We start from the raw sequence: 24,072 nt of genomic DNA, 5'->3' as shown, positions 1-24,072 counted from the left end.
GGGAGAATGGCGGTCCCAAGTAGCTTGCTCTGGATCATGATCCACTGAGTCGAGACAGCAGTTTTCTCTGCATAATAGATACCAGTCAGCAGACAATCAATGCCGTTTCCTTGCAGATTTTTTACTTACTCTTTAGATTCAGGGCAATTCCTCAATTTCGTTGAAACTAGGCCGTTTTCAAACGGTCTCAACGTTTTCTTTGCATTTACTAGACGAAGTCTTGAATGAGTGTAGTTCCCGCTCCAGAAGCCGCTCCGCGCCACCGAACTGCCAAATCCCACATGGTGAAGCGGTCCCAGTCATGCGCTCCGTCACATTTTCTCTGCTCTATGGCCTCTCTCAGCCTCTCCCCTGGCATGCAGATTATGACGAACGTTATACCCTAACGGCATGAGTTTTGGGAGTGTGGGCGGCGGCCGTAGCGGTCTGAGGGGCGTGGACGAGGCGGCGCAACGAAAAGCGAACGCAGAAGCTCCTTTGATACCTAATCTAGGCCGACGCGTGGTTGCTTTATTTTCTCCGTACAGATGGAAGCTCGTCGCAACGGGCATCCTCGTTATGGTCAGCGCTGCGGTAGCCGTAGTTCCTCCGCTCTTGGTACAACGAATCTTTGACCGAGCACTGTTCCCCTCTGACGGGGGCCACGTCGACATTTCGTTACTCTGGCAACTTTCGACGGCTATGGTTGCCCTCTATCTTCTCTCGGCAGGCTTGAACGTGGTCCAGACATGGCTGACCTCAACCGTGGGCAACTCGGTAACCGGCGACCTGAGGGCGAAACTCTTTGAGCACCTGCAGCGAATGGATCTGGCGTTCTTCACCAGAACAAAGACAGGAGTGATCCAGTCTCGGTTACAGAACGACGTCGGAGGTGTTTCGGGAGTGCTGACCAACACTCTGACCAGCATCCTTGGAAATGTCGTCACCGTAATCGCTTCCCTGGTCGCCATGATCCTGATCGACTGGCGTCTGACGCTGGTGGCGATAGTCTTAATGCCTTTCTTGATCTTCGTTCAGCGGCGCGTAGGTCAGCTTCGTGCACGGATTGCCGGACAAACCCAGGAATCGCTCTCGGAACTGACGACCATAACCCAGGAAACTCTGAGCGTCTCGGGCATGCTCCTTTCCAAGTCGTTCAATCGTCAGGGTGCTGAATCTCAGCGTTACCGCGCAGAAAATGACAACCAAGTCATGCTCCAGGTGCGCCGAGCAATGAGCGGTCAAGGTTTCTTCGCCGTCGTCCAGGTGCTGATGTCCTCGGTTCCGGTGGTCATCTACATAGTCTCGGGATACCTGATCACCGGCGGAGTCGATGCGATAACTGCGGGCACCATCGTCGCTTTCACCACGGTCCAAGCACGTCTTCTCAACCCACTAATGGGCCTGATGCGGGTCTCATTGGACCTTCAAACCTCCAAGGCACTATTTGCACGGATCTTCGAGTACCTCGATATGGTTCCCGCAATCCAAGATGGCCCCGGAGCAATTCCTGTTTCGGAGGCGAGCGGACCGCGCGGTCAGATCGAGTTCAGTAACGTTGTGTTCCGTTACCCCGACGCACCAACAGATTCACCGGCGACGCTAAAGGGAGTCAGCTTCGTTGCAAAACCTGGGAATCATGTTGCGTTCGTGGGTCCGTCTGGCGCGGGGAAGACAACTGTTCTTTACTTGACGCCGCGATTGTACGAGGCAAGCGCCGGCAGTGTCCTCTTCTCCGGGGAGGACGTTCGCAATCTAACTGGCGAATCCATCATCGACAGTGTCGGGATCGTGTCTCAAGAGACCTATTTGTTCCACGCAAGTATTCGCGACAACTTGTTGTACGCGAAACCAGAGGCAACCGACGAGGAAATAGTCGCCGCCTGCATAGCCGCGAACATTCACCACATTATCGAGGGATTCGAAGACGGATACGACACCATCGTCGGTGAGCGCGGATACCGCCTTTCAGGTGGAGAGAAACAGCGGATTGCCATCGCTAGAGTGTTACTCAAAGACCCACCAGTCCTGCTACTCGATGAGGCGACCTCGGCACTCGACACTGTCTCCGAGCGCGTGGTCCAGCAGGCTCTAGATCAGGCATCCAAGGGGCGAACCGTTATCTCCATCGCTCATCGCCTCTCAACCGTGATTGGCGCAGACACCATTCACGTACTTGAGGCAGGGAAGATCGTAGAATCTGGAACCCACCAGGAGCTACTGGCTCAGGGCGGCCTCTACACCGAACTCGCGGCGCAACAGATGGCAGCGGCGTATATCGAAGGGCTTGAGACACAACCTGCGCCCCTTGCAAACCGCCGGGCGGACAAGGCGCCGGTAGGGTCGATAGCGGGAGAGGTTGTTCGACTGCTCGCCGGGCGGATATCGGAGGAAGACCGCGACTGGGACTCTCACAACTTCAGCTTGGACTAGCCGACCTTATTCATTTGCTCGCCTAGACAAGCAAGGAGCTGACTAGGGTGCGTCTCCTAAATCTGCGCTCGGGCGATCGATACCCGGGAAATTCGTGGTTGCAAGGCGGAAGAGGAAGCTTTACTGGTGGCAAGGCGCGGGCTATGCCTGTCCTCGCTTGGGGATGAACGCAGGGCCGAACGGATGGCTGGTTGCGACAGCGCTACACCTGTCCTCGCTTTGGGGGGATGACTTCGAGGACTTTCTCAAGCAGGTCGTGGCCGGGGCTATACCCGTCCTCGCCTGGGAATGACACCCAAGAAACACCTCGGTTCCCCAAGGCACGAATCATGTCTGTGCCTATTTGAGGATGAGGAGGTTACCTCCTCCCAGTAGTGCGAGAGAATATCGTCAAGTAGCTGGCAACCACGAAGAAGTAGGCATCGCAATGAAACACAAAGAGCAAACGCTGCGGGTTGGGATTGTTGGCACCAACTTCATTAGCGACTGGTTCGTTGACGCTGCGCGACGAACCTCCGGACGAGTGACTCCCCTGGCGATCTACTCACGAAGTATTGAACGCGCACAGGAGTTTGGAGACAGGAACGGACTCACACTCACGTTCGACAACTACCAGTCGATGGTCTCCGAAGTGGATGCGGTTTACGTCGCGAGCCCAACTACTGCACATTTCGGCCAGGCGCTAGCGGCCGTTCAAGCAGGTCGACATGTCTTAGTCGAAAAGACGATGACCTCAAGTCTGGACCAGACAGCGGCACTCTTTCAGGCCGCAGAGGAAAATGGCGTCGTGGCTATGGAGGCGACCCGAAGTCTATACACGCCCGCGTATCGGATGATCCAGGCCGCGATCCCCTCACTCAGTGAGCTGCGATATGCACACTTTGAGAAGCTACAGTACTCGTCCAGATATCAAAGGTTCCTAAGCGGCGAGCATGTCAACGCGTTCGAGCCTTCCATGGGAAACTCGTCGCTCATCGACTTGGGCGTCTATTGTCTTGAACCGGCCATGGATCTTCTCGGAACGCCCGAATCCGTCAATGGCTCGGCTGTCCTGCTTAACAACGGATTTGAAGCAGTCGGATCCCTTCAGCTCACATATCCGGGAATGGTCGCGGATATTGCCTACTCAAAGATTGCGCAGGGGGCAGGGGCCTCCGTGATTGTTGGCGAGGACGGCTCACTCGAAATCAATGACATCGCAGAGACATCACGGGTAGTCCGACGCCTGCGGGGAGGGGAGCCGGAAGTACTCTACGAATCTTCTCCGGTTACTCCGAAAGAAACGATGACCTTCGAACTAGAGAAGTTCGCCGATCAGGTAATGGCGGGCGAGACGGATCCTCACTGGCGTGAAGTAACACTCTCAACCAGGAAAATCATGGATCAACATCTGACCCATGGCCCGGTTGCCTCCATAGACCCTAACAACAGAGGCAACACCGATTTCCCAGTCCTTTAGGCGCGGCCGCCTTCGCCAACCACTTGGGCTAAGTGGTTGATCTTTCGCGCTCTTTCCAGGGTTTGACTCTTCGCTCTTTACCGGTGAGCCGTGCGTCCAGGAAGTGAATAAAGATGATGATGCTGATGAACGCCGCAAAAGTGCACCAAAGCGAGGAGAAGTCAGCAGCCCGCATGATCGCCGCAGCAGTGAGAGCGACAACGTTAGCCGCACCCATAGCGATGGTATAGACATACGAACTCATCATGGGAGCCACGCACGTCGCGAAGATATATGGCGGTAGCACCCATACCGAACCACCGGGTCCCATGTGGTAGTCGAGATTGTTTCCGACTATCTGAACGTATATGTCCGGACGAAACACCTGGATCATCATGAAAGCTCCGGTTGCCCACCCAACAACCATCGGAATCCACATCCACTTCCTTCTAACGGGGTCAGGTTCCATAAGCCACACGGCCCAGGGGATAAACGCGGGTAGGAATGCCCACGCGATAAACACCCAACCGTGGACCCCGCACCCGGTCAGTTGGCCCGACGGATTGTTATTGAGCGCAACCCAGGTCAGTCCTTCCAATGCCTGGTGGACGGCGAAAATCAGAGGTACAGAGGCGAAGGCAATCTCTCGAGGGCGCCTGACCATCGCCAGGGTTCCTATGCCTGCAGCGCCGACCACGCCGGCACCGATGAAACTTGCGGTTGCACTAAAACACATGGCGTGATTATGGCTGGTTTCGACGTCACAAAGGGCCGAATTCCAACGACTTCACCCCTGTTCTTCACCCCGGAAGTCCCCAATGCCACCTGATGACTACCATGGACCTGAGCCTGTCCCTGACTGGTCGCTACACACAGGGTTTGACGAATAGGATCCTAGGAGCTTGCATGTCTCATGACACCAATTCCGCACAGCTTAGGCCTGGGTTAGGGCAGAGCACCTCCCTATCGAGGGTGACCGCTGCGTCTATGCACCCATCGAGCTTTCCCCTGATGGAACAACCGGGAATCGCCTCCGTACTCGCTGTGGGTGCCGGACTACTAAATGCATGGGCATTCGCCAATGCCCAGACGTTCGCTACCGTTCAATCGGGCAACGTTATTCAGATGGGATACCAACTGGTTGCGGGTGACTGGTCAAAGCTTTTGTTCGCCACCGGCGCTGTCATCGCTTTCGGGTTGGGATCATTCTTCGCAGGGGCGATCATCGCCGTGGCAATGCGTAAGAGTGTTAGGTACACACCGTTTCTTCAGGTCGCATTGATCGCAGTAATGTTCCTCGCCCTGACCATGGTCATGACCGGAGCACTTCGGCCCGAGCATATTGCCTGGATCATTTCGTTTGCCGCGGGTATGCAGGGAAATGGTTTCCATAAAGTAAAGGGCATGTCCTACGGTAACGTTGCAGTCACCCTTGCACTTCAGTTGGCATTTAACTATCTGATGCAGTCGTTCTTCTCAAAGAAAGACGCAAATGGCGCATCAAATCTGCGCAACGCGGGAATCTATTTCCTCGTCATACTCGGTTTTGCAGGCGGTGGCGCGATCGGATTCGGGTTGGACAAACTGTGGAACGGCCTCTCCATCGTCGGTGCCATAGCGATCACGTTTGGGCTACTTATTGCCGCAATACGGGACAGAAGCAACCCCGATGCAACGGCGTAAAGCGGCCGACGAAACGACGCGCACATCGATCGGCAGACTAACCCGACGCAACGGGGAACACTAATCGACCTACGAAATCGCGTGCGGACAGTCAACGTTGCTTCGACACCCGAAGATACGACCACCATGCCTGTCCAGCCTCTGGTCGTTCCCCGCCAACTCACCTTGCTTCCACGGAAATACGGTGGATGGTCTGAAGCGGGACGAGATCATCAACCCACTCACCTTGCTTCCACGGAAATAGGGGACGAGAAATCGCCTAGAGAAGCTTCTTTCGTTGCATGTACGCAAATGCAATTCCCCCAAGCGGGACCAGCAGATAGAAGGTCGCGAAACGGAACAGGACGACCGCAACGGTGGCAATGCTCGTAGTGAGTCCAATGAAGTGAAGAGCCGTGACCATCGCAGCGAGGGTTGATCCGATGCCACCCGGAACAGGAATTGCGGAGCCGATTATGGTGCCGATCAGGTAGACCATAATTCCTTCGGCAACCGAGATTGAGTGACCTACGGCGAAAACGCAGAAGACCAGCGCAACCCCATGTGCAGCGGTCTCAAGAAGCAGACCAAGCATCGCCCAGAGACCTGCCATCGGGTCTTCTTTGAGGCGATGAAACTCTGGTTTTACCTTGTCCCAAAACTCCTTCGTCTTTGTGATGACGAGGTTTCGTACCTGCGGTATCGCTAGCGTCGCGCAGAGAACGACCACCACAATACCGACGCCGATCAGAACCTCTTTGAGAGGAAAATTCATCTTTGGAAAGTCGTGATCAAAGAGCAAAACAATCCCAAACAGCAGAACCGTCGCGGCAGCTTGCGCCAATTCCACCAGCGCAACAACCGCGACGGAACGCGAGGTTCGAAGCCCTCTTCGTTTTAGGTAGTCGAGATCAAGCGAAGCCGTGCCAAGACCTCCGGGGACCGCGACGTTCACAAACGAAGCCGATATTTGGACCAATAGGGCTTCGCGATAGGGAACCTTGATGCTGGGCAGCATCTTGAGTGGCATCGCAGCACCGAACCATGATGTGATGCCAATAGCAAAGGCGGCGACCACCCACCAGACGTTTGCTTGGCGTAGTGCCTTCAGTATTTCTTCGGGGTGCACCTCCCGAGACAACAGGAATAGCACCAAGATGACCAGAACTCCACCAACGGTGAACTGAAAAGCCTTTGTCTTGGCTATCGCGGCAAGCTTCTGCCAGACCGATTGAGGCTTGGCCGTTTCCGTCATCTCACACCGTTCCTGTGGGACCGTCCCGTCGTACTCGGGACCCGGCGAACTGGGAACCCTAACGCGAAGCTTACCGGCGACATAACAGCAGACACCCACCGGAACAGGCGGAGAGCCCAGTTTCCCCCTCCTCCGGCCGTTTCCTACCCCCCGGCAGACGTGGGACCCGCAAGAGCGCAAAAATCGGAAACACACCCAGAACTCAGAGTGTTTGATTGCGTTCGCCCGACACCTCGCCGTCGCCTCCCCGGACTAAAATGCCAACGTGATGGCTTTGAGTATCGATGTCCCAGTTCCCGAAGATGCCCCAGAGTGGTTTGATTTTGTCGTTGCACAGCAAGCCCAAACCTACCGGGGTATTGTTCGCTCAGACTTCGCCGATGTACAGCGTGAGTATAGAGATGACTGGGTCGCCGAACTCATTGAGAGTTTTGCCGAACCCGGCACGGCCAGACGTCTGATCGTTCGACGGGAAGGAAAGGTCGTAGGAGTCGCGGCAGTCGAGGACGCGCCGTGCGAGTGGGAGATTGGGGCAGGATTTTTCCCCGCTCCTACAGCAAGATGTCTTGATCGTCTTTACCTCCATCCTGAGGTGAGAGGCCAAGGTCTCGGGACCAAGCTCCTCGCCGAAGTGGATGATGGGCGCGACCTCTACCTGTGGGTCGTCGATGGCAACACGCGGGCACAGCAGTTCTATAGAAGCCGCGGTTTTGGCGACGAACCTAGAATTTTCCCGACTAACGAATCGTGGGGAAACGTGACAATGCACCGAATGATCCGCCGTATTGAGCCCTGCTAGGGAATCAACGGCACGAACGAGTACCAGCCGTGCGTCGAAACCTCTGAGCTTCCATCAACTGACTTCACCACCTTGCACATCAGCCCGGAAACGGGAACAACCATTACCCCATCGAGAGTCAGCTGGTCCACCAGATCCGTCGGCACCGCATCTGCCATTGCCGACACGAGGATCCGGTCGTACGGTGAATTTTGAGGCCAACCAAAGATGCCGTCTGTAGCCTGTTCAATCGTCGCGTTCGGAACGTCAGATAACGCACGCGAGGATCTAGCGACAAGCTCGGAGATTCGTTCAACCCCGGTGACACTTCCCTCTTCCCCGACCAGATGTGCGAGCAGTGCCGTCGTCCATCCTGAACCTGAACCGACATCCAGCACATCTTGTCCCGGTTGAACTTCCAGCAGAGAGAGCATGTTCGCCACCGTCGTTGGCTGAGAGCACGTCACCCCGAATCCAATAGGCAGGGGAATGTCGAGAGACGCCGACGATTTCTGGTCACCCGGCAGAAACCTCTCACGCGGCGCGGCCTTGAACGCTTCCCTAAGCCTTTGGCTCATGCCTCAATGCTGACCAATGGAACAACACCAATCAACCCCCTACAGTGAACGAAACAAACAACATCAGCCTCTGCGAGAGACTTGGGATGGCGATCGTCTCACGCGGGATTCGACAGAGCCCGACCGGGGCCACCAGAGACATTGCCAATATGAGAGACCCTAAAGGCGACCCCGGCGGCCATCAATCCAGTAACGGCGTGTTACAGCACCCTCGGCGAACTCGATTTTGTCTTCAAGGATCCCACCGCCGCGCTCGATGGTGCGAATAGAGGCGACATTGTTATCGTCACAAGTCACCAGTACTCGCTCTACGCCTAGGTCGCCAAGGAACTCAAGACCTTGGTCGAGCATTTTAGTTGCGTACCCGCGTCGACGGAACTGTGGCCGAACCCCGTACCCTATATGCCCGCCGCTCGCCCGTAGTCCCAGCGAGAGCTCGTGACGAATGTGAACTCGGCCGACCACCTCTCCATCGACAACTGCAAGGAGCATGGTCGCGGGAACTCGGCCGGGAGCTAGCCCCACTCCTTGGGAACATCGGTCGAGGTAACTCAAGTATTCCGTCCAGGTCTGGTCTTCCTCGGCAAGCATGAAATCAAAGCCCTCTTCCGACAACTCACTCTGAGCAGCCATAACCTCACGCTCATCAGACCGGGACGGCGGGCGCAAAAGAAGGCTCGAAGCAGGCACATCCCCATGCTAGGGCGTGGCTCCTGAATCTCTGCCCACTGTGGTGACCGGGAAATCCACGCTTGCTACGTTGTCATCGTCGGCTTTGCCACCAGCAAAGCCTCCTCTTCCGCCTTGCAACCACGAATTTCCCGGGCATCCTCGCCTGAGCACATATTCAGGAGACGCACCCTAGCCAAACCAAGTGGACCCCCTCCGCACCCTCACTGCGCAAACGGAGACTAACCTGCTCCTATGACTATTCTTCCCATTCGTATCTACGGCGATCCCGTTCTTCACAACCCGGTCGAGCCCGTCGGAGAGATCTCTGAAGAGATCCGCACCCTCGTTGGCGACATGTATCAGACCATGGATGCCGCCCCTGGCGTCGGCCTAGCCGGCCCACAGGTGGGCGTCGGGAAAGCCCTCTTCACCTACTCCTGGACGGACGAGGATGGAAATGAGCACCGTGGAGTCGCCATCGATCCGGTCCTTTGGATAGAGCCGACCGTTCCCGACTCTCTGCTCCCGGCCGAGGAGGATGAGGAAGAGGGGTGCCTTTCAGTCCCGGGTGAGCGCTTCGCGCTGCGCCGGAGCGAAAGAGTTCTTCTGGTAGCGCGAGACATCAATGGTGAAGTCTTCGAAATCGAGGCCGAGGGGTGGCTTGCCCGCATCTTCCAGCACGAGTACGACCACCTAGGCGGCGTAATCTACGTTGACCGCTTAGACGCGAAACAACACAAGCAAGCCTTCAAGACGATGAAGAAACGAGGCTGGAACACTCCCGATCAAAGCTGGCTCCCGGGACGGGACAACCTTGAGGACTGACCGTGGTGTCTGATGTCAGGCACGTTCCGGTTGGTCGACAATAAATGATCCGAAGATACTGCGGACCAGGTCACCACGCGTAAGCACACCGACCATTGAGCCCCCCGAAATTACCGGCACCTTGTTGATGGGTTTGGCGCCGAGCATTGTCGCAACGTCCGCCAGTGACGCGTCAATCTCTGCGGTAACCACAGTCTTGGACGCAAGCTCCATGACACCCAAATGCATGACCTCTGCGACCCGGTCACGCATTACCGGATCCTGCCGATATATGTTCGAGCCAAAGGCAAGGTCAATCGCGGACTCTGATGGTCCCGCAACCGCACGCAAGACGTCGCCATCGGTTATGTAGCCGCATACACCACCGCGCTCATCGATAACCGGTAGCCCTCCCGTTCGTTTGGAAACAAACTGTGCCAAGACTTCTTCAACAGTTGCCGTCTCAGCAACCGAAAACACCTCGGTCCGCATGAGGGAAGCGACGGTTGGCCCCTCCGCGTCACCAACCGATTTACGTGAAGAAGCGAGCATGCGAGAGTAGAAAAGGGCAACCACAGTCCCCACCAACGCGATGGCTGCCGCAACCAGAATCGCCTGCGCAAAGCCATCAGCATTTGCTTGGTTGGCTGACACCCCCTCGTTCTCGCGCGTCCCAGCAACAGAAGAGAGAATCCCGATTAGCAGCGATGGTCCGATTGCTGCTGCGACCTGTATGAACGTGTTGAGAAGCGCGACACCGTGGGAGTGATCTGGTCTAGATAGCGTCGATAGTCCCGCTGTCTGCGACGGGGACAGCACCAAGCCAAGACCACCGAAGGACAGAATCGCAGCGCCCAGCACGCCCAGCCAACTTAGTTGAGGAGCAACAGCATAGATTGCTACTTGACCAACAACAATGACGGCGAAACCAATAACCAGTAGCGGCCATGGTCCCCTACTATCCATGACTTTCCCACCCATGATCGCTGTCGCAGCGTTGACAAGAATGGGAACTAGCAACAGCGCACCGGCTGCGAGCGCACTCATCCCGAACGACCGTTGGAAGTAGAGCGGAAGACTGCAACTGGACTTATGATCACGCGGTTGCGGACTGCTCATTGCAAAGGTGAGTTTTGCTCTCTGAAAAATCTCTCGTAAGGGAGAGTCGGGACACACTAGCAAGACTCGGGAGGTAAGGATCGGACGCGCGAACGCCCTTAATTCATCGACAACACTAGAACCCGTAGACGCGACCGGATGAGCTTCCACCTCGTCGTTCGTCATTCACTCCAGTCGATGACTTCGGCTCCTTCAAGGGAAACCGGAGCTGGCACAAGCACATGTGGCTGACCGTTGAACCATGCTCCCTTTCGACCGGAGTTCGCCAGCGCATCAAGCCACTCTTCGCTAGCCGCGGGTAGCTTAACGACGGTCTCGAATGACTCTCGGTTGAATCGAGTAACTTCGCGGGGATCAATAGGGGCCCCCTTGCACGAGACTGTCCGTTCAAGGAGGACGCTCCGTTCGTCAATGCCCTTGGGGTCGATCGCCCAGAACTTCACAGGCGGCAACTTCTCACCGGTTCGGTCAAGCCAGCGCCTCCAGATTGCCCGAGGATCAACTGGGGTAAGGAACACAACTTGGGACCACTTCTTGTCGAGTCCAGGCATCGCCGTATCACGCAGTGCCTTGCGTTTGGAGTAATCCTTGTACTTCGCGGCGGCCGCCTCATAGACGTTTGGCGCCAGGGTTGCGAGGTCCTCCAAGGGAAACAACCGATCCGTTCCCTCGGCAAGCGGAACGCACATGTGGAACACCCTGGACTGCATCGTCTCTCCTCACCTGACCGTCTATGCCGAGTTACAGATCTTCACTCCGCAAACTAACCGACTACGCGCCGTTCGAACCATCAACTCTAGATAGATTATTGCTCGGTACACGCTGGAGTAGAACTCTGCCGGGTGGCGCTCTAGAGCAGCCTTTGCGGACGAAAGCACTATCGCGGTACCCGTGGAGTGCGTCAACCGATCATCACTCAATCGTCAACGTCTCCAGATGTATGGTGTCGTCGTCGAAACCTTGATGAGTCCCGAACGCTCAAGAATCGGGCGCGAGAACTCCGTCGAGTCACTGTGAATAAGTGTTTTCCCGAGTGCCAGCGCCGAGCGCGCTCGGGCTGACGTCAGAGCGCGGTAGATCCCTTTTCCCCGCCACTCCTTCACAGTTGCTCCGCCCCAGATTCCCGCAAAGTCCGTACCGACAACCGGCTCAAGTCGCCCGGCACTGACAATTTGACCCGCGGCTTCTGCGATCCACAGTTCCATACCGTCATTGCGCCCGAGTCTAGACAGGATCGCATCGGCGTGACTGTAGGATGCCTCCTCCCCAAACACACGATCCTGCATCACACACATGGAGCGTACATCGGGTTCGTCACGTATCCTCCGCAACGTGACGCCGTCTGGCAAAGGCACGTCGGCTACGAGTGATGATGCCTCCCCAAGCATGATTGACTCGGATTCTTCAGGCACAAAACCATGTGTAACAAGCGCGTCATGAAGACCGGGCGCATGATCGTGCCCGCGTGTTTTCCACTCAACGCTGGTAATCGCCGGACTCGCCTCAAAGAACGCCCGCGCTGCATCCACGAGTTGCCAAATGCGCTCGGCATCAGAGCCACCAAGGTCTCGATAGGTCACGAATCCGCGGCCACCTGCGAACTCCACGAGCCGCAGAACTCCGAGAGAAGTCACCGAAATAGCGCTCGGAGTCTCGGCATCAGTACGGAGTTGCTCGTCATAGGTACTTAGCAGTGCAGTTGCGTCCATTCTGGTCACACTACCCAATTCCGCTCAGACCCAAGACCGGGGCCGAAAGCAGATCGCAGACGGGCACATGCGCGTTCTGTCATATACGACCGCCATACTTCTTTAGCGCGTCATCAGCTATCTTTGGTGTTTTCTGGACGTCGAAGCGGAACTCCACCACGTTGCGTCACAGAAGGGCCTCACAGGAAAATTGCGTTTTGTCACCCGTGGCCGAGGGACCGACGCTGGACTGTAGCCCGCGGTTCTAGGCACCCAGCAGCGCCAGCGGAATTACCGCCACGCCGTCAGGTCTGCGATAGGCTGCGGGACCCGTTGTGATCACCGCTAGGTCAACGACGCGATCTGGAATCTGGTTCCGCAGCCACAGCAGATGTCGAACCTCACGGTCGGTCACAGCCGGATTCAGCTCCACTTCTAATCCCACCACTTGTCCCTCGTGGCCCTCAACAATCAGGTCGACCTCCTGCCGACCTGAGTCAGTTCGTAGATGCGCAACCTTTCCCTCATTCGCCTGCGCCATGGATCGGACGCCAAGTGTCACGATTGACTCAAAGAGCGGGCCGAGCATGTGGGTGCCGTCTGGCCGGAGCAGGCTCTCCCCCGTCAGCCCCAGGAGGCGCGCCGCGAGGGCAGGATCCGCCAGCTGGTGCTTAGGGGCTTGGCGTGCCTGCGTGAATGCACTGTGGATCGGGAGCCAGCCCGGAACCGGGTCAAGAAGCCAGATTTGGCTGAGATGGTCGCGGTATGCGATGGTCGTCGTCTTCGCGGGTTGTGCGCCATCCCCCGCATTGGTGAGATCGAGGAGCCTGGAATAGGCCGTCGTCGATGATGAGGAAGCCGCGTAGGCACGCAACCACCGCGTCAGGGTCTCACGGCGGCGCACTGCATACCCTTGCTCGGGCAGATCTCGGTCGATCACTCGCAATAGATAGGAATCCAAGAAATCCCGTTGCAGTCGCTTCGGAGCACCCACGATAGCCGGAAAACCGCTTGCCGTGATGGCGTCTGCATAGTCGCTCAGCACAAAGTTGGAGGTCCCTGAGATCGGCGGCACGTCTCCCGCAAGCATCCGCCCAAGCGAAACCGATGGCTCCACCACTCCGCGCTCATGAAGGCCCATGGGGCGCATCCGCAGTGAAAGTATGCGTGCCGCGCCGCTGTGGGTCCCAGACGCATCGACCGGCGTTGCCGAACCAGTCAACAGAAACCGCCCGGGCGCCGCACCTTCGTCTACCTGACGACGCACCGAATCCCAAACCTGGGGAAGCTTCTGCCACTCGTCAAGGAGAACCGGGCCCTGGGGAAGCGTGGTGAGGGCGAAGTCAGCGCGAATCTGTTCACGTTGAAACGGATCATCCATCCGCCAGACCGACGCGACTCTGCGTGAGGCCGTTTCGGTCTTCCCGACACCTTTGGGGCCGTCAATCGCAACCGCAGGCGCGTACGGGAGGAGATCGTCGAGTTCCCGGTCTATGCTTCGAGGCTGGTACGTCATGCGATATACGCTACCGTTTGCGCGGCTATTACACTACTATTTACGCAGTTATTGCACTACCGTTCGCGCACTGACTACGCTACCTCTTGGAGCCATCCTCACCCGTCCGATTCATGTGGAAATCGCAGTGCGACAACGGAACCAGCAGGCAAAACACTAGAGTGCGAACCATAACTTGACCGGTTTCCGTCAGCGTTAGGCATTATCGACCGAGATACCGCCCAACTCCACGCGACCTACTCCAACAGTCAAGGCCAAGCTGCACTAGTCAACGAAGGCGGGACCGAGCTTCTGCCAGTGTTGATGGAGAAGGGCGATCTGCTCAGGGAGGACTCGTGCGATTGATAGCGGCGGAAGATCATCGATGGAGAACCAGCCGACCTGGCTGGTCTCATCGCCAGTGAACGACAAGTCGATAACGCCTTGGGCTTGGCATACGAACAAGAGATTGTAGATATGGCGGTCGTAGGCGGGCGAGTGAGGCCACTGCTCGCGATCGATCACCGCAGCCAGGGGAACGGCGTGCACGGCAAAGCCAGCCTCTTCCTCAACCTCGCGTTCGATGGCTTGCCTTGGTGTCTCGAGCACGTCGCACCAGCCCCCGGGCAGCGTCCACCTGTCACAGTCTGCGATCTCGCGAACGAGCAGAACGTGGCCCTCCTGGTCGAAGACACCTCCGCGCACGTCGATCTTCGGCGTCGTATAGCCCGCAACAGAAGCGATCTGGGCGTCATACTCGTCCAGGGGTTCCCCTGCGAGGTGTTGCATCAGTTCGCGCGAGAGTGCACCGACGCGATGAAACCGCCCAATGTCGAAGGGGTCCGTGCAGCACGCCAGGCCAGACTCAGACAAGGCCGCGAGTTCAATAGCGATTCGGCGGTACGCCTCGAAAGTGGTCTGCTCAGACATGGAGCCAGCCTACGTTACGGCACCACTCCCCAAACCCAGGTGCGATCGTTTCACCACCGCAGACCGTCAACATGCATGGAATTCAAAAGTGCGATTCGACCTGACCTCCGAGTATAGATGTCCCTGTCCAAAAGGAGTTTCAGACGTTGAACTGAAGCGGTCCGGGTTTTGTTCCGTTTTTACGCTAGGGCTTTTTCCCTTGTGTTGGTGTTGTAGTGGTCTGCTTCGTATTCTGTTGGGGTCTGGTAGTTGAGGGCTTCGTGGAGGCGTTCGTGGTTCCACCAGTGAACCCATTTCAGGGTCTCGAACTCGACCTCAGTGGTTGAGGGCCACGCCGGTCTGGCGTGGATCAGTTCGGCCTTGTAGAGACCGTTGACGGTCTCCGCGAGGGCGTTATCGTATGAGTCTCCAACGCTTCCGACGCTGGCGGTGATGCCGGCTTCCTGGAGGCGGTCGGAGTAGCGGATGGAGACATATTGAGAGCCTCTGTCGCTGTGATGGACTAAGCCTTGGAGTGCGTGGTCTTTGGCGCTGTTCAGCGCGTGTTCTAACGCTTCCAAGGGGAGTTCTTCGGTTCGCATCGTGGAGCGGGTGGACCAGCCGACAATCTTGCGGGAGAACACGTCAGTAACGAAGGCCGTGTAGCAAAACCCGGACGTGGTCCGCACGTACGTTATGTCCGCTACCCACAGTCGGTTAGGGCCGACAGCGGTGAAGTCCCGGTCCACCAGGTCAGGGCGAGTGTCCACTGCTTTAGACCGGCAGGTGGTGATGGGTTTGCGTCCCCTACGCACACCTTGAAGGCCAGCCTTCCGCATGAGCCTGCCGGTTTGTTCCCGGCCGATGCCCCACCCCTCACGGCGCATCGCATGCCACATCTTGCGTTTGCCGTACACCCCATAGTTGCGAGCATGAACCTCACGCAACACGGGTATCAACTCGCTGTCGCGCACTTCCCGGTCACACACAGGACGCGTTTTCGCGGCCCGGTAACCCCTAGAAGTGATGAACCCGCCCTCTGTCGCACACAGGGTGCGGCAGATCGGCTCGACCCCGAAACGATCCTTGTACATATCGATGTACGCGATCATCTCGTCGCGGGGCGGTCGAGCTCGGCTGCAAAAAACGCTGACGCTGTCTTCAAGATTTCGTTAGCTCTTCTCAGTTCAGCGTTTTCCCGCTTCAACCTGCGGGAGCCTGTCAGATTGTTTGTGTATGGCTTGATCTGAAAGGCTGTGCTGGCGTTGGATACACGAACGATTGATTTGGACGAGATCGATTTGATTGATAAGAACAGTGAGGCAACAAATCGTTTAGCGAAAGAGCTTGAGGATTCTGGGGCTCTGGCTGATTTGTTTGCCCGCATTGATAGCGGTGAAGTGGAACTAACAGGCGATGGCGGTCTCATTCCCGCACTGATCAAGACTGCTTTGGAACGCGGTTTAGAAGCGGAGATGACCTCGCATTTGGGTTACGCTGCGGGCGATCGGGAATCTAAGGAAGCCGTAGGGGCTGCGAACTCAAGGAATGGCTCATACCCTAAGTCAGTTGCCACCGAGGTAGGCCCGATTGAGGTCTCGATACCAAGGGACCGGGATGGTTCTTTCACCCCGCGCCTGGTCCCGAAAGGATCGCGGCGTCTGGGAGGCCTAGATGACATGATCATCAGCCTTTATGCGGGGGGAATGACGATAAGGGAAATCCAGTGGCACCTGAGCCAGACCATTGGCACTGACTTATCCCACGAGACGATCTCGAACATCACTGACGCCGTGTTAGAGGCCGTCCTGGAATGGCAAAAACGGCCCCTGGATGAGTTCTACCCCGTCATGTATCTAGACGCGATCCGCGTGAAAGTCAGGGATGGATCTCATGTGCGTTCTAAAGCCGCTCATATCGCCATTGGCGTTGACATGGACGGTGTCAAACACGTCCTGGGGATCTGGGTTCAAAACAACGAAGGCGCTAGTTTCTGGGCCTCGGTGTGCTCTAATCTGCGTAACCGCGGCGTAGCCGATGTCCTCATTGTTTGTTGTGATGGGCTCACCGGCCTGCCCGAAGCCGTGGAAGCTACCTGGCCTGAAACCATAGTCCAGACCTGCGTGGTGCACCTGATTCGCGCCTCGATGCGGTTCGTGAACTACCAAGACCGTAAAAAGGTCTCCGCAGCGCTTAGACCCATTTACACGGCCGTTGATGCCGACGCCGCGGCCGAAGCACTCAGCGCTTTCGCGAAGAGCGATCTGGGGGCAAAGAACCCCGCGACGGTGAGTACTTGGCAGTCAGCGTGGGACCGGTTCACCCCGTTCCTGGAGTTCCCCCCAGAGCTACGCCGCGTCATTTACACGACCAACGCGATCGAGTCACTGAACTACCAGCTACGCAAAATCAGTAAGAACCGCGGCCAGTTCCCAAACGATGAAGCGGCAGTGAAACTGCTATGGCTTGGGATCTGCAACATCGAAGACAAAAGAGCGGCCGAAAGACAACGAGATAAAGGAAAGAGAGGTAAAGACCGAAAAGCATCAGGAAGACTAATCCAAGGACATGTAACCACCAACTGGAAACAAGCCCTAGCCCAACTCGCAGTCGCCTACCCCGACCGCGTCAACCCCCACATTTACTAACCCCCAAACACAAACTATTTGACAAGCTCACCTGCGGATCTCAGCGGACTCCTCAGTGGAAACACCAGGGCGTTTTCCCTCATCCACCAGTGCCTGGTTCACCCACCTACGCAGCGTTTCCCTGGCCACCCCCAACCGTGGAGCGACCTCCCGGATCACCGCCGACCGGGTTTCCGCATCATCATCGTTCAATCGATCCAGAACCATGCGCACCGCGCGATCCTTGAACGACTGCTCATACTTCACTGCCATGAATCCATCCTCTCAAAAAGGACGGAACCAAACCCGGACCGCTTCAAACCTAAACTCCACCGGATCGCGTTGCGGAAGGGCATCATCGGCAGGCCGGGCCGATTGTATTTGCCAACGACGGGCCCAATGCACCCAACCGGTCGACCCACGGTTCGGCCATCGACCCTTCGCTAAGTAGTTCCTCCACGCGATGTAAGGGACCCCAATCGAAGTCGTTGACCTCCGCCGGATCGATCACGATAGAGACGTCCTGAGGAACCCGGGCGAGGTAGAGGTCAACCGGTGCGGAACCCTCGGCGTGACGTCCCACTAGGGCCAACTTTTCCTCAAGAACGCAGATCCCGGCCTCCTCACGGAGTTCACGCAAGCACGCCTGTGCGCTCGTTTCGCCAGTGATGGCGCTCCCGCCGGAAAACTCCCACTTCAATTCGAACTCGCGACCTACCGCCCTCTGTTGAAGCAGTACAGTCCCATCAGGTCTGGCAACACAGACTGTCGCAACCAGATGAAACAACCCCTCGGGCAGCGATCCTTGCTCGCGAGCATGCACTCCCCCAGTTCTGTGGCCATCGACATCAACAAGATCCCAGTACTCCGGTAGTGCACCGCTAAATCCCACACTCCCTTTTCCGATCACCGTTATCGAACTCTCGTACCGCTCGGCTCAGTCATCCGCAAAGAAGGCGCAGTCCTCACTGCGACTGCCATGGATTGATCAGTTGAACTCCCGTTTCTTCGAAGTCCTTTGTGTTTCGAGTTGCGCAAGTGGCGTGGAAGACACGACAGATCGCAGCGATTTGCGCGTCGGCAGTGCTGATCGGCGACCCAGCGCGCTCCCGTGCAGCAAGTACAAGACCATACTGCTTAGCAGCAATGTCATCGAAAGGGAGGATGTGGTCACCGGTCCGATATGGTTCTACAACCGAGTTGATGAGCGCCGAGAGCGAATACTTGCGCCGACCATTCGGCAGCAGCTCGACCCCAGCCAATAGCTCCCCGAGAGAGACCGAGGTTATTGCGACTTCTCCGGCCAGCGATTCGAGCCACTGGGCGACCCGAGCATCTGGATTCGGGCGGATGACTTCAGAGACCACATTCGTGTCCAGGATGATCACGAGAAGTCCACCGCTCGGGCCGCATCGTTGCGCTCAGGAATGACAAGATCCTCAAAACCGCCTACGCTCTGAGCGGCCCGCATCAAGGCAACGCCGATGTTCGGCCTGTGCGCTGCTTTCGTCAGAATGTCGCGAACTTCCGCTTCCATTGAACGGCCATGTTCCTTTGCTTGGGCAGCGAGGCTTGATTTTACTGACTCATCGAGACCTCTCACGACTATCGAAGCTACGTCAACCACCTCCACTAATTGTGCTATCACCAATGATAGCAATCTTTGGGGGCCGAGCAATGCTCCTTCACTTCCAAGTGTGTTTTTCATGCTTCGATACTGTCAAACACGACTGACAACCCGGGAAACTGAAGAACGCCCTGTGGATCGACTCCATCTTCTGAGACTGTGGAGAGCAGAGGTTATGCCATCGAGCCTTTTCCGAACCCACGGGATCTAGCAAGATTCTAAGCAGCATGAGCAGCCACGAAACAGCCTCATTTGTGGGTCACGAAACGCCGCTCAGTCATTGAGCACCGACTCGATGTAAGCGCGTACAGCGGGCAAATCGACGATCAGCGTGTCCCACACTGCATCGTAATCCGTGCCTTCATAGTGGTGCGCCAGCCGATCTCTCATTCGTTTGATCAGCGACCACGGCACTTCCCGATGCTCTTCTGTTGTCTCGACGCTGAGCCTGGCAACGTTCTCGCCGATTTTGATAATCACCGATTCCGCGGCCAAACCGGGAACATTGAAGGCATCCGCCGAATACCAGTCATGCCCTCTAGCTCCCAGTTCCTCACCAACCAAGCAAAGTCGCACGATCTCTTGCAGCGCCGCTAAATCACGCTTATTCACACTGCCACCGCTGTCATTAGGATCTCGTGATTTTCAGCTAGCCCGCCATCTGTGACAACGTCCACTTCAACACCTAGCAGATCACTGGCTGCCTCAGAGAATGCGGCGATCGTTAGGAGTCCGACGCCCGCCTCCCTGGTTACGAGAAGGTCAAGATCGCTTCCTGGCCCATCTGCCCCACGAACAGTCGACCCGAAAACTCGAACATTGCTCAGACCGAAATCCCGCGCGAGCTGCTCCAACGCATCACGGTTTTCTGTGAGCGCCTGGCGCGGAAGAGGACGGGCGGCCAAACGCAAGCGCTGTAGCATCTCAGCAGAGGCTCGACGCTTTCCCGACTCATATGCGGCTATGTTCGGTTGAGCGACACCGGATCTCGCGGCTAGCTCAGACTGGCTGAGCCCCGCCTGTTCCCTCAACTGCCGAACGCCCGTCTTCATAAACCTGACTATATCGCCTGATATACCCAAGGAAAAGGGTCAACGCTACACATTGAATCTAAATTCAACCACGTCGCCGTCCGCCATTATGTAGTCCTTACCCTCCATCCGGACACGACCCTTTGCCTTCGCCTCGTTCATCGAGCCATGCTCCATCAGGTCGTCATACGAAACGATCTCTGCCTTAATGAAGCCCTTCTGGAAATCCGTGTGAATCACACCCGCAGCCTCGGGCGCCGTCGCGCCCTTCTTCACCGTCCACGCACGAGACTCCTTCGGCCCCGCCGTCAGATAGGTCTGAAGTCCGAGTGTGTCGAATCCGACCCGCGCCAACTGGTCCAACCCGGACTCCTCTTGCCCGGTCTCGGACAGAAGTTCACGTGCCTCCTCCTCGTCCAGTTCTACCAGTTCCGCCTCAAACTGCGCGTCGAGAAAAATCGCCGGCTGTGGTGCAACCATCTCACTCAGCTTGTCCTTCAGATCAGCGTCTTCCATGCCCGCAGAGTCCATGTTAAACACGTAGATAAACGGCTTCGAGCTCATTAGTTGGAAAGACTTCAGGACTGCGGGGTCAAGCTTCGCCACATTGTCGGGGGTCAGCAGCTTCCCCTCTTCCAACAGCTTCTGCGCCGCGAGCGCCGTATCCAGCACTTCCTTCGGAGTCTTCTTTCCCTTCACCTCTTTATCCAGGCGAGGAATCGCACGTTCCATAGTCTGTAGGTCCGCGAGCATCAGCTCAGTCGTAATGGTCTCAATGTCATCCGCCGGGCTGACACGTCCGTCAACGTGAACAACGTCCTCGTCCGCGAACACTCGTGTTACCAGGCAGATAGCATCGGCCTCGCGGATATTGGCGAGGAACTGGTTGCCCAATCCCTCTCCTTCAGACGCACCACGCACGATACCCGCAATATCTACGAAAGAAACCGTGGCGGGAACAGTTCGCTCCGAAGAAAACAGTTCGGCCAACTTATCGAGCCGCGGATCCGGCAGCGGCACCACCCCCACGTTGGGCTCAATCGTCGCGAACGGATAGTTCGCTGCGAGCACAGTGGCGCGGGTGAGCGCGTTGAACAGGGTCGACTTACCCACGTTGGGCAGTCCAGCAATACCGATCGTCAAAGACACGTTGTCAAGTCTAGTTGGGCATAACTATCGAAATAGTAGGGATGAGGAGAGAACCGCCACCCTCACACAGAAAGCGCAACCGGGAGCACGAACACGACCGCACACGCAATGCAGGTGACATGCGGAGTCCCACTCAAGAACTCAACGAGCCCAAGCAGACGCAATCGTCCCTGCACCGACAGAACAGGTTGGACGAGGACATCCCATCCACACGGTTGAACCACCTGCGGAGCAGCATTCCGAGGCTCGACTGACCAGCCCGAGCAGGCACAATCATCCCTGCTACGAGGTGTGGCCTGCGGGGCGCGGGCGGCCCTTCACATGTAACGGCAACAAGCCGCGACTCTGCAGGTCGTTCTTCAGGTTACGCGGAAGAGCGAAAGTGATGGTCTCAACTTGGGTGCGAACTTCCTCGACCTCACCCATTCCTCGTTCTTGCAGCCACTCAATAACGTCTCGAACCAGGATCTCGGGAACCGACGCACCCGAGGTGATGCCTACCGTGTGCGCTTCCTCGAACCAGGTTGGATCAAGTTCGTGAGCGCCATCAACGCGGTAGGCGGCTTTCGCCCCGGCCTCCTCGGCCACCTCGACCAAACGGACGGAGTTCGAGGAGTTCGCCGAACCCACCACAATCACCACGTCACAGCGCGGTGCCATCGCTTTGACGGACTCCTGTCGATTCTGCGTCGCGTAACAAATGTCGTCCGAGGGCGGGTCCTCCAGCAGAGGAAACTTCTCGCGCAGTCTGCGGACCGTCTCCATGGTCTCATCCACGGAAAGAGTGGTCTGCGAAATCCAGACGACGCGGGAAGGATCGCGAACCTCGACGCTATCAACCTCGTCTGGAGTGCCAACGATCTGAATGTGTTCAGGCGCCTCCCCGAAGGTACCTTCGACCTCCTCATGTCCTGTGTGGCCGACCAAAATGATGTCGTAGTCATCCTTCGCAAACCGGACGGCCTCGCGATGGACCTTAGTTACCAGCGGACAGGTGGCATCAATTGCCCTGAGGGAACGTGCATCCGCATCACTGCGCACCTGGGGAGAAATTCCGTGGGCGGAGAAGACAACTGTCTCTCCCTCGGGAATCTGATCGACCTCGTCTACAAACACCGCCCCGCGCTTAGTGAGCGTTTCGACAACGTACTTGTTGTGAACGATTTCCTTGCGTACGTACACGGGGGCACCCTCGAGTTCGAGGGCCCGCTCCACGACTTCCACCGCGCGGTCCACCCCGGCACAGTAACCGCGCGGGGCGGCAAGAAGGATGCGGTTCTCCGTCGTCTCGCTTTCGGCGGCGACGGGGGCAGGAGCGGATGTCATATCTCTAATCTATCGGGTAGAGCGCGGCCACCCCAGAGACGTGGGCCACGCCGAAGGTAGTCGATCGGGGTGCGATGCACTGTGACCACTTCGGCCCGAGCTCCAGTTCAGAGACTGGATGGGACAGCATCAGCTACGCGCCGCCAGGTCAGTCGAGGAGAACCTCATCCCAAGGTCAATCACCCGAAATGTTGGTAACCGGGGTTCGTAGGCCGAGTGGACTGGTTGCGGACATAACCAAGGGCGGGAACCCCGTCTCCGAGATTCCCGCCCTCTGCAAAGAAACTACTTGGTTCGACCAGTTAGTCGAATTTAGTCAACCCAGTTCTCTTCGATAATCTTCATCGCGTTCTCATCGTTCGCGAAGACCTCTTTGAGGTTAGCCTTGGTCACAACAACCGGCTCGAGTTCGTAAACTCCAACTTCCTTCACACCGTTGTCAGCCATAACTGTTGGCTCGGGAAGTCCCGCACCCGACTGAACCGCTTGGATGATGCGCATGGTCTCAGCAACCAGGTCCTTCGAGGGCTTTGCAACCGTCGAGTACTGCTTGCCCTGTGCGATCCACGCCAGCGACTCATTCTCAGCGTCAAGACCAGACACGACAGGAAGAGGCTGACCAGCCTGCTCCGTCGAGGTGATGATCGCGCGAGCGATGCCATCGTTCGGGGACAGAACACCCTGGATTTCCTTGTCCGCGTAGTTACCGGCGAGCAGGGAGTCCATGCGGGTCTGAGCCTTGCCGTTGTCCCAGTCCTGGGTCGCGGCTTGAGTGAAGTCCGTCTGACCGGAGACGACCACCAGGGTGCCGTCATCGATCTTCGGTTGTAGAACGCTCATGGCACCGTCGAAGAACAGTTGGGCGTTCGGGTCGGCCGGGCCGCCAGCAAACAGCTCAATGTTGTACGGACCGGAGCCCTTTTCTGCGGCTAGGCCGTCAAGAAGCGCCTGTCCTTGAAGCTCACCGGTCTTGATCGAACCGAACTGTACAACGCCGTCTACTGCCTCGGTGTTCTCGATCATGCGGTCGAAGCCCAGGACCAAGATACCCTCGGCCTTAGCGTTCTCAAGCGCGGTGCCAAGTTGGGTGCCGTCGATCGGACCGGCAACGATAACCTTCGCGCCCTGCTCGATCATCGACTCGATCTGCTGTTGCTGCTGAGGAACCTTGTTGTCAGCTGCCTGGACAACCGGCTTGAAGCCCGCGTCTGCCAGCTGCGCCTTGAACTCAGTCTCAGCATCTTTCCAGTTCTGGGTGCCGAGCCAAGGCAGAGCAACGCCAACGGTGGAGTCTGCCGGGAAGCCCTCTTGGTCTCCGGTGGCACCCTCGTCAGTTACTTCCTCGGCTGCTCCGCTTTCGGGAGCGTTGCTCTCGTCAGTGGTGCTACTGTCGCGACCCGAGCCACAGCCCGCCAGGGACAGCGATGCCGCCGCTGCTATTGCAACGAAACCTGCAATGCGTCGTTTCATTGTTTTCCTTTCGTGGTTCCGGGAATATCCCG

25 protein-coding genes and 1 pseudogene are annotated in these 24,072 nt (G+C 57.2%); 7 read left to right on the top strand and 19 right to left on the bottom strand.

Annotation, left to right across the window (positions count from 1 at the left end):
• Nucleotides 1-390: 390 nt before the first annotated feature.
• The 3 genes from U6G28_05115 to U6G28_05105 all read left to right on the top strand — a co-directional run bounded on the left by U6G28_05115 (nucleotide 391) and on the right by U6G28_05105 (nucleotide 3,871).
• Complete coding sequence (locus U6G28_05115; protein ID WRS31063.1) at nucleotides 391-2,412, top strand: ABC transporter ATP-binding protein; 2,022 nt, start codon at nucleotides 391-393, stop codon at nucleotides 2,410-2,412.
• Between the two features lie 163 nt (nucleotides 2,413-2,575).
• On the top strand, nucleotides 2,576-2,704 hold the full coding sequence (locus tag U6G28_05110; GenBank protein WRS31062.1) for a hypothetical protein: 129 nt from the start codon (nucleotides 2,576-2,578) through the stop codon (nucleotides 2,702-2,704).
• A gap of 135 nt (nucleotides 2,705-2,839) precedes the next feature.
• Entirely contained in the window at nucleotides 2,840-3,871 is a 1,032-nt protein-coding gene (locus tag U6G28_05105) for a Gfo/Idh/MocA family oxidoreductase (GenBank protein ID WRS31061.1), read from the top strand.
• 28 nt (nucleotides 3,872-3,899) lie between these two features.
• Here the strand turns inward: U6G28_05105 and U6G28_05100 are convergent, their stop codons facing one another.
• Nucleotides 3,900-4,586: a DUF6629 family protein gene (locus U6G28_05100; GenBank protein WRS31060.1), complete on the bottom strand. Its 687-nt coding sequence runs from the start codon at nucleotides 4,584-4,586 to the stop codon at nucleotides 3,900-3,902.
• A 275-nt stretch (nucleotides 4,587-4,861) separates the two neighbouring features.
• Here U6G28_05100 and U6G28_05095 point away from each other — a divergent pair, with 275 nt between their 5' ends.
• Nucleotides 4,862-5,533, top strand: a complete 672-nt coding sequence (locus tag U6G28_05095; GenBank protein WRS31059.1) for a YoaK family protein — start codon at nucleotides 4,862-4,864, stop codon at nucleotides 5,531-5,533.
• Between the two features lie 259 nt (nucleotides 5,534-5,792).
• Here the strand turns inward: U6G28_05095 and U6G28_05090 are convergent, their stop codons facing one another.
• The gene (locus U6G28_05090) at nucleotides 5,793-6,767 is read right to left on the bottom strand and encodes a lysylphosphatidylglycerol synthase transmembrane domain-containing protein (GenBank protein WRS31058.1); all 975 of its coding nucleotides are present in this window, start codon (nucleotides 6,765-6,767) and stop codon (nucleotides 5,793-5,795) included.
• Nucleotides 6,768-7,035: 268 nt separating this feature from the next.
• On the opposite strand from U6G28_05090, the gene U6G28_05085 reads away from it, so the two are divergent.
• Entirely contained in the window at nucleotides 7,036-7,566 is a 531-nt protein-coding gene (locus U6G28_05085; protein ID WRS31199.1) for a GNAT family N-acetyltransferase, read from the top strand.
• Here the strand turns inward: U6G28_05085 and U6G28_05080 are convergent.
• Both U6G28_05080 and U6G28_05075 read right to left on the bottom strand, forming a co-directional pair.
• Nucleotides 7,563-8,123: an rRNA adenine N-6-methyltransferase family protein gene (locus tag U6G28_05080; protein ID WRS31057.1), complete on the bottom strand. Its 561-nt coding sequence runs from the start codon at nucleotides 8,121-8,123 to the stop codon at nucleotides 7,563-7,565. The two genes, U6G28_05085 and U6G28_05080, sit on opposite strands and share 4 nt — an antisense overlap.
• Nucleotides 8,124-8,282: 159 nt before the next feature.
• Complete coding sequence (locus U6G28_05075; GenBank protein ID WRS31056.1) at nucleotides 8,283-8,813, bottom strand: GNAT family N-acetyltransferase; 531 nt, start codon at nucleotides 8,811-8,813, stop codon at nucleotides 8,283-8,285.
• 234 nt (nucleotides 8,814-9,047) lie between these two features.
• Here U6G28_05075 and def point away from each other — a divergent pair, with 234 nt between their 5' ends.
• Nucleotides 9,048-9,620: a peptide deformylase gene (gene def, locus U6G28_05070; protein WRS31055.1), complete on the top strand. Its 573-nt coding sequence runs from the start codon at nucleotides 9,048-9,050 to the stop codon at nucleotides 9,618-9,620.
• A gap of 15 nt (nucleotides 9,621-9,635) precedes the next feature.
• On the opposite strand, the gene U6G28_05065 is transcribed toward def, so the two are convergent.
• The 6 genes and pseudogenes from U6G28_05065 to U6G28_05040 form a co-directional block, all read right to left on the bottom strand.
• Entirely contained in the window at nucleotides 9,636-10,718 is a 1,083-nt protein-coding gene (locus U6G28_05065; protein WRS31198.1) for an MFS transporter, read from the bottom strand.
• 161 nt (nucleotides 10,719-10,879) lie between these two features.
• Nucleotides 10,880-11,428, bottom strand: coding sequence for a hypothetical protein (locus U6G28_05060; protein ID WRS31054.1), 549 nt, complete (start codon nucleotides 11,426-11,428; stop codon nucleotides 10,880-10,882).
• A 213-nt stretch (nucleotides 11,429-11,641) separates the two neighbouring features.
• Entirely contained in the window at nucleotides 11,642-12,427 is a 786-nt protein-coding gene (locus U6G28_05055; protein WRS31053.1) for a GNAT family N-acetyltransferase, read from the bottom strand.
• Nucleotides 12,428-12,671: 244 nt separating this feature from the next.
• A complete protein-coding gene (locus tag U6G28_05050) occupies nucleotides 12,672-13,922 on the bottom strand; it encodes a DUF4143 domain-containing protein (GenBank protein WRS31052.1) in 1,251 nt (416 codons plus the stop codon).
• 264 nt (nucleotides 13,923-14,186) lie between these two features.
• Entirely contained in the window at nucleotides 14,187-14,831 is a 645-nt protein-coding gene (locus U6G28_05045) for an NUDIX hydrolase N-terminal domain-containing protein (GenBank protein ID WRS31051.1), read from the bottom strand.
• A gap of 179 nt (nucleotides 14,832-15,010) precedes the next feature.
• Nucleotides 15,011-16,023, bottom strand: a pseudogene (locus U6G28_05040) (IS3 family transposase).
• Nucleotides 16,024-16,105: 82 nt separating this feature from the next.
• Between U6G28_05040 and U6G28_05035 the strand changes: the two are divergent.
• A complete protein-coding gene (locus U6G28_05035) occupies nucleotides 16,106-17,458 on the top strand; it encodes an IS256 family transposase (GenBank protein WRS31197.1) in 1,353 nt (450 codons plus the stop codon).
• A 27-nt stretch (nucleotides 17,459-17,485) separates the two neighbouring features.
• Here U6G28_05035 and U6G28_05030 read toward each other — a convergent pair whose 3' ends face one another.
• The 9 genes from U6G28_05030 to U6G28_04990 form a co-directional block, all read right to left on the bottom strand.
• Nucleotides 17,486-17,710, bottom strand: a complete 225-nt coding sequence (locus U6G28_05030) for a transposase (protein WRS31050.1) — start codon at nucleotides 17,708-17,710, stop codon at nucleotides 17,486-17,488.
• An 82-nt stretch (nucleotides 17,711-17,792) separates the two neighbouring features.
• Nucleotides 17,793-18,329, bottom strand: coding sequence for an NUDIX hydrolase (locus U6G28_05025; protein WRS31049.1), 537 nt, complete (start codon nucleotides 18,327-18,329; stop codon nucleotides 17,793-17,795).
• A 73-nt stretch (nucleotides 18,330-18,402) separates the two neighbouring features.
• On the bottom strand, nucleotides 18,403-18,825 hold the full coding sequence (locus U6G28_05020) for a type II toxin-antitoxin system VapC family toxin (protein ID WRS31048.1): 423 nt from the start codon (nucleotides 18,823-18,825) through the stop codon (nucleotides 18,403-18,405).
• Complete coding sequence (locus U6G28_05015) at nucleotides 18,822-19,145, bottom strand: hypothetical protein (protein ID WRS31047.1); 324 nt, start codon at nucleotides 19,143-19,145, stop codon at nucleotides 18,822-18,824. Before U6G28_05015 ends, U6G28_05020 begins: the two co-directional genes overlap by 4 nt.
• A gap of 192 nt (nucleotides 19,146-19,337) precedes the next feature.
• A complete protein-coding gene (locus U6G28_05010) occupies nucleotides 19,338-19,676 on the bottom strand; it encodes a HepT-like ribonuclease domain-containing protein (protein WRS31046.1) in 339 nt (112 codons plus the stop codon).
• The gene (locus U6G28_05005) at nucleotides 19,673-20,116 is read right to left on the bottom strand and encodes a helix-turn-helix domain-containing protein (GenBank protein ID WRS31045.1); all 444 of its coding nucleotides are present in this window, start codon (nucleotides 20,114-20,116) and stop codon (nucleotides 19,673-19,675) included. The genes U6G28_05010 and U6G28_05005 overlap by 4 nt, the downstream gene beginning before the upstream one ends.
• Before the next feature lie 45 nt (nucleotides 20,117-20,161).
• The gene (gene ychF, locus U6G28_05000; GenBank protein ID WRS31044.1) at nucleotides 20,162-21,244 is read right to left on the bottom strand and encodes a redox-regulated ATPase YchF; all 1,083 of its coding nucleotides are present in this window, start codon (nucleotides 21,242-21,244) and stop codon (nucleotides 20,162-20,164) included.
• A 282-nt stretch (nucleotides 21,245-21,526) separates the two neighbouring features.
• A complete protein-coding gene (locus tag U6G28_04995; GenBank protein WRS31043.1) occupies nucleotides 21,527-22,570 on the bottom strand; it encodes a 4-hydroxy-3-methylbut-2-enyl diphosphate reductase in 1,044 nt (347 codons plus the stop codon).
• Nucleotides 22,571-22,882: 312 nt separating this feature from the next.
• Entirely contained in the window at nucleotides 22,883-24,040 is a 1,158-nt protein-coding gene (locus U6G28_04990) for a sugar-binding protein (protein WRS31042.1), read from the bottom strand.
• Nucleotides 24,041-24,072: the final 32 nt, after the last annotated feature.

This window comes from Actinomycetaceae bacterium MB13-C1-2, from assembly GCA_035621235.1.
Taxonomy (GTDB): Bacteria; Actinomycetota; Actinomycetes; order Actinomycetales; family Actinomycetaceae; genus Scrofimicrobium.
The sequence above is the reverse complement of the archived record's forward strand: the minus strand, read 5'-3'. Positions and strand labels throughout refer to the sequence as shown.

Coding starts and splice junctions, on each gene's coding strand:
- U6G28_05115 (WRS31063.1), top strand. CDS start 391: ATGAGTTTTGGGAGTGTGGGCGGCGGCCGTAGCGGTCTGAGGGGCGTG.
- U6G28_05110 (WRS31062.1), top strand. CDS start 2,576: ATGAACGCAGGGCCGAACGGATGGCTGGTTGCGACAGCGCTACACCTG.
- U6G28_05105 (WRS31061.1), top strand. CDS start 2,840: ATGAAACACAAAGAGCAAACGCTGCGGGTTGGGATTGTTGGCACCAAC.
- U6G28_05100 (WRS31060.1), bottom strand. CDS start 4,586: ATGTGTTTTAGTGCAACCGCAAGTTTCATCGGTGCCGGCGTGGTCGGC.
- U6G28_05095 (WRS31059.1), top strand. CDS start 4,862: ATGGAACAACCGGGAATCGCCTCCGTACTCGCTGTGGGTGCCGGACTA.
- U6G28_05090 (WRS31058.1), bottom strand. CDS start 6,767: ATGACGGAAACGGCCAAGCCTCAATCGGTCTGGCAGAAGCTTGCCGCG.
- U6G28_05085 (WRS31199.1), top strand. CDS start 7,036: ATGGCTTTGAGTATCGATGTCCCAGTTCCCGAAGATGCCCCAGAGTGG.
- U6G28_05080 (WRS31057.1), bottom strand. CDS start 8,123: ATGAGCCAAAGGCTTAGGGAAGCGTTCAAGGCCGCGCCGCGTGAGAGG.
- def (WRS31055.1), top strand. CDS start 9,048: ATGACTATTCTTCCCATTCGTATCTACGGCGATCCCGTTCTTCACAAC.
- U6G28_05065 (WRS31198.1), bottom strand. CDS start 10,718: ATGAGCAGTCCGCAACCGCGTGATCATAAGTCCAGTTGCAGTCTTCCG.
- U6G28_05060 (WRS31054.1), bottom strand. CDS start 11,428: ATGCAGTCCAGGGTGTTCCACATGTGCGTTCCGCTTGCCGAGGGAACG.
- U6G28_05055 (WRS31053.1), bottom strand. CDS start 12,427: ATGGACGCAACTGCACTGCTAAGTACCTATGACGAGCAACTCCGTACT.
- U6G28_05050 (WRS31052.1), bottom strand. CDS start 13,922: ATGACGTACCAGCCTCGAAGCATAGACCGGGAACTCGACGATCTCCTC.
- U6G28_05045 (WRS31051.1), bottom strand. CDS start 14,831: ATGTCTGAGCAGACCACTTTCGAGGCGTACCGCCGAATCGCTATTGAA.
- U6G28_05030 (WRS31050.1), bottom strand. CDS start 17,710: ATGGCAGTGAAGTATGAGCAGTCGTTCAAGGATCGCGCGGTGCGCATG.
- U6G28_05015 (WRS31047.1), bottom strand. CDS start 19,145: ATGAAAAACACACTTGGAAGTGAAGGAGCATTGCTCGGCCCCCAAAGA.
- U6G28_05005 (WRS31045.1), bottom strand. CDS start 20,116: ATGAAGACGGGCGTTCGGCAGTTGAGGGAACAGGCGGGGCTCAGCCAG.
- U6G28_04995 (WRS31043.1), bottom strand. CDS start 22,570: ATGACATCCGCTCCTGCCCCCGTCGCCGCCGAAAGCGAGACGACGGAG.
- U6G28_04990 (WRS31042.1), bottom strand. CDS start 24,040: ATGAAACGACGCATTGCAGGTTTCGTTGCAATAGCAGCGGCGGCATCG.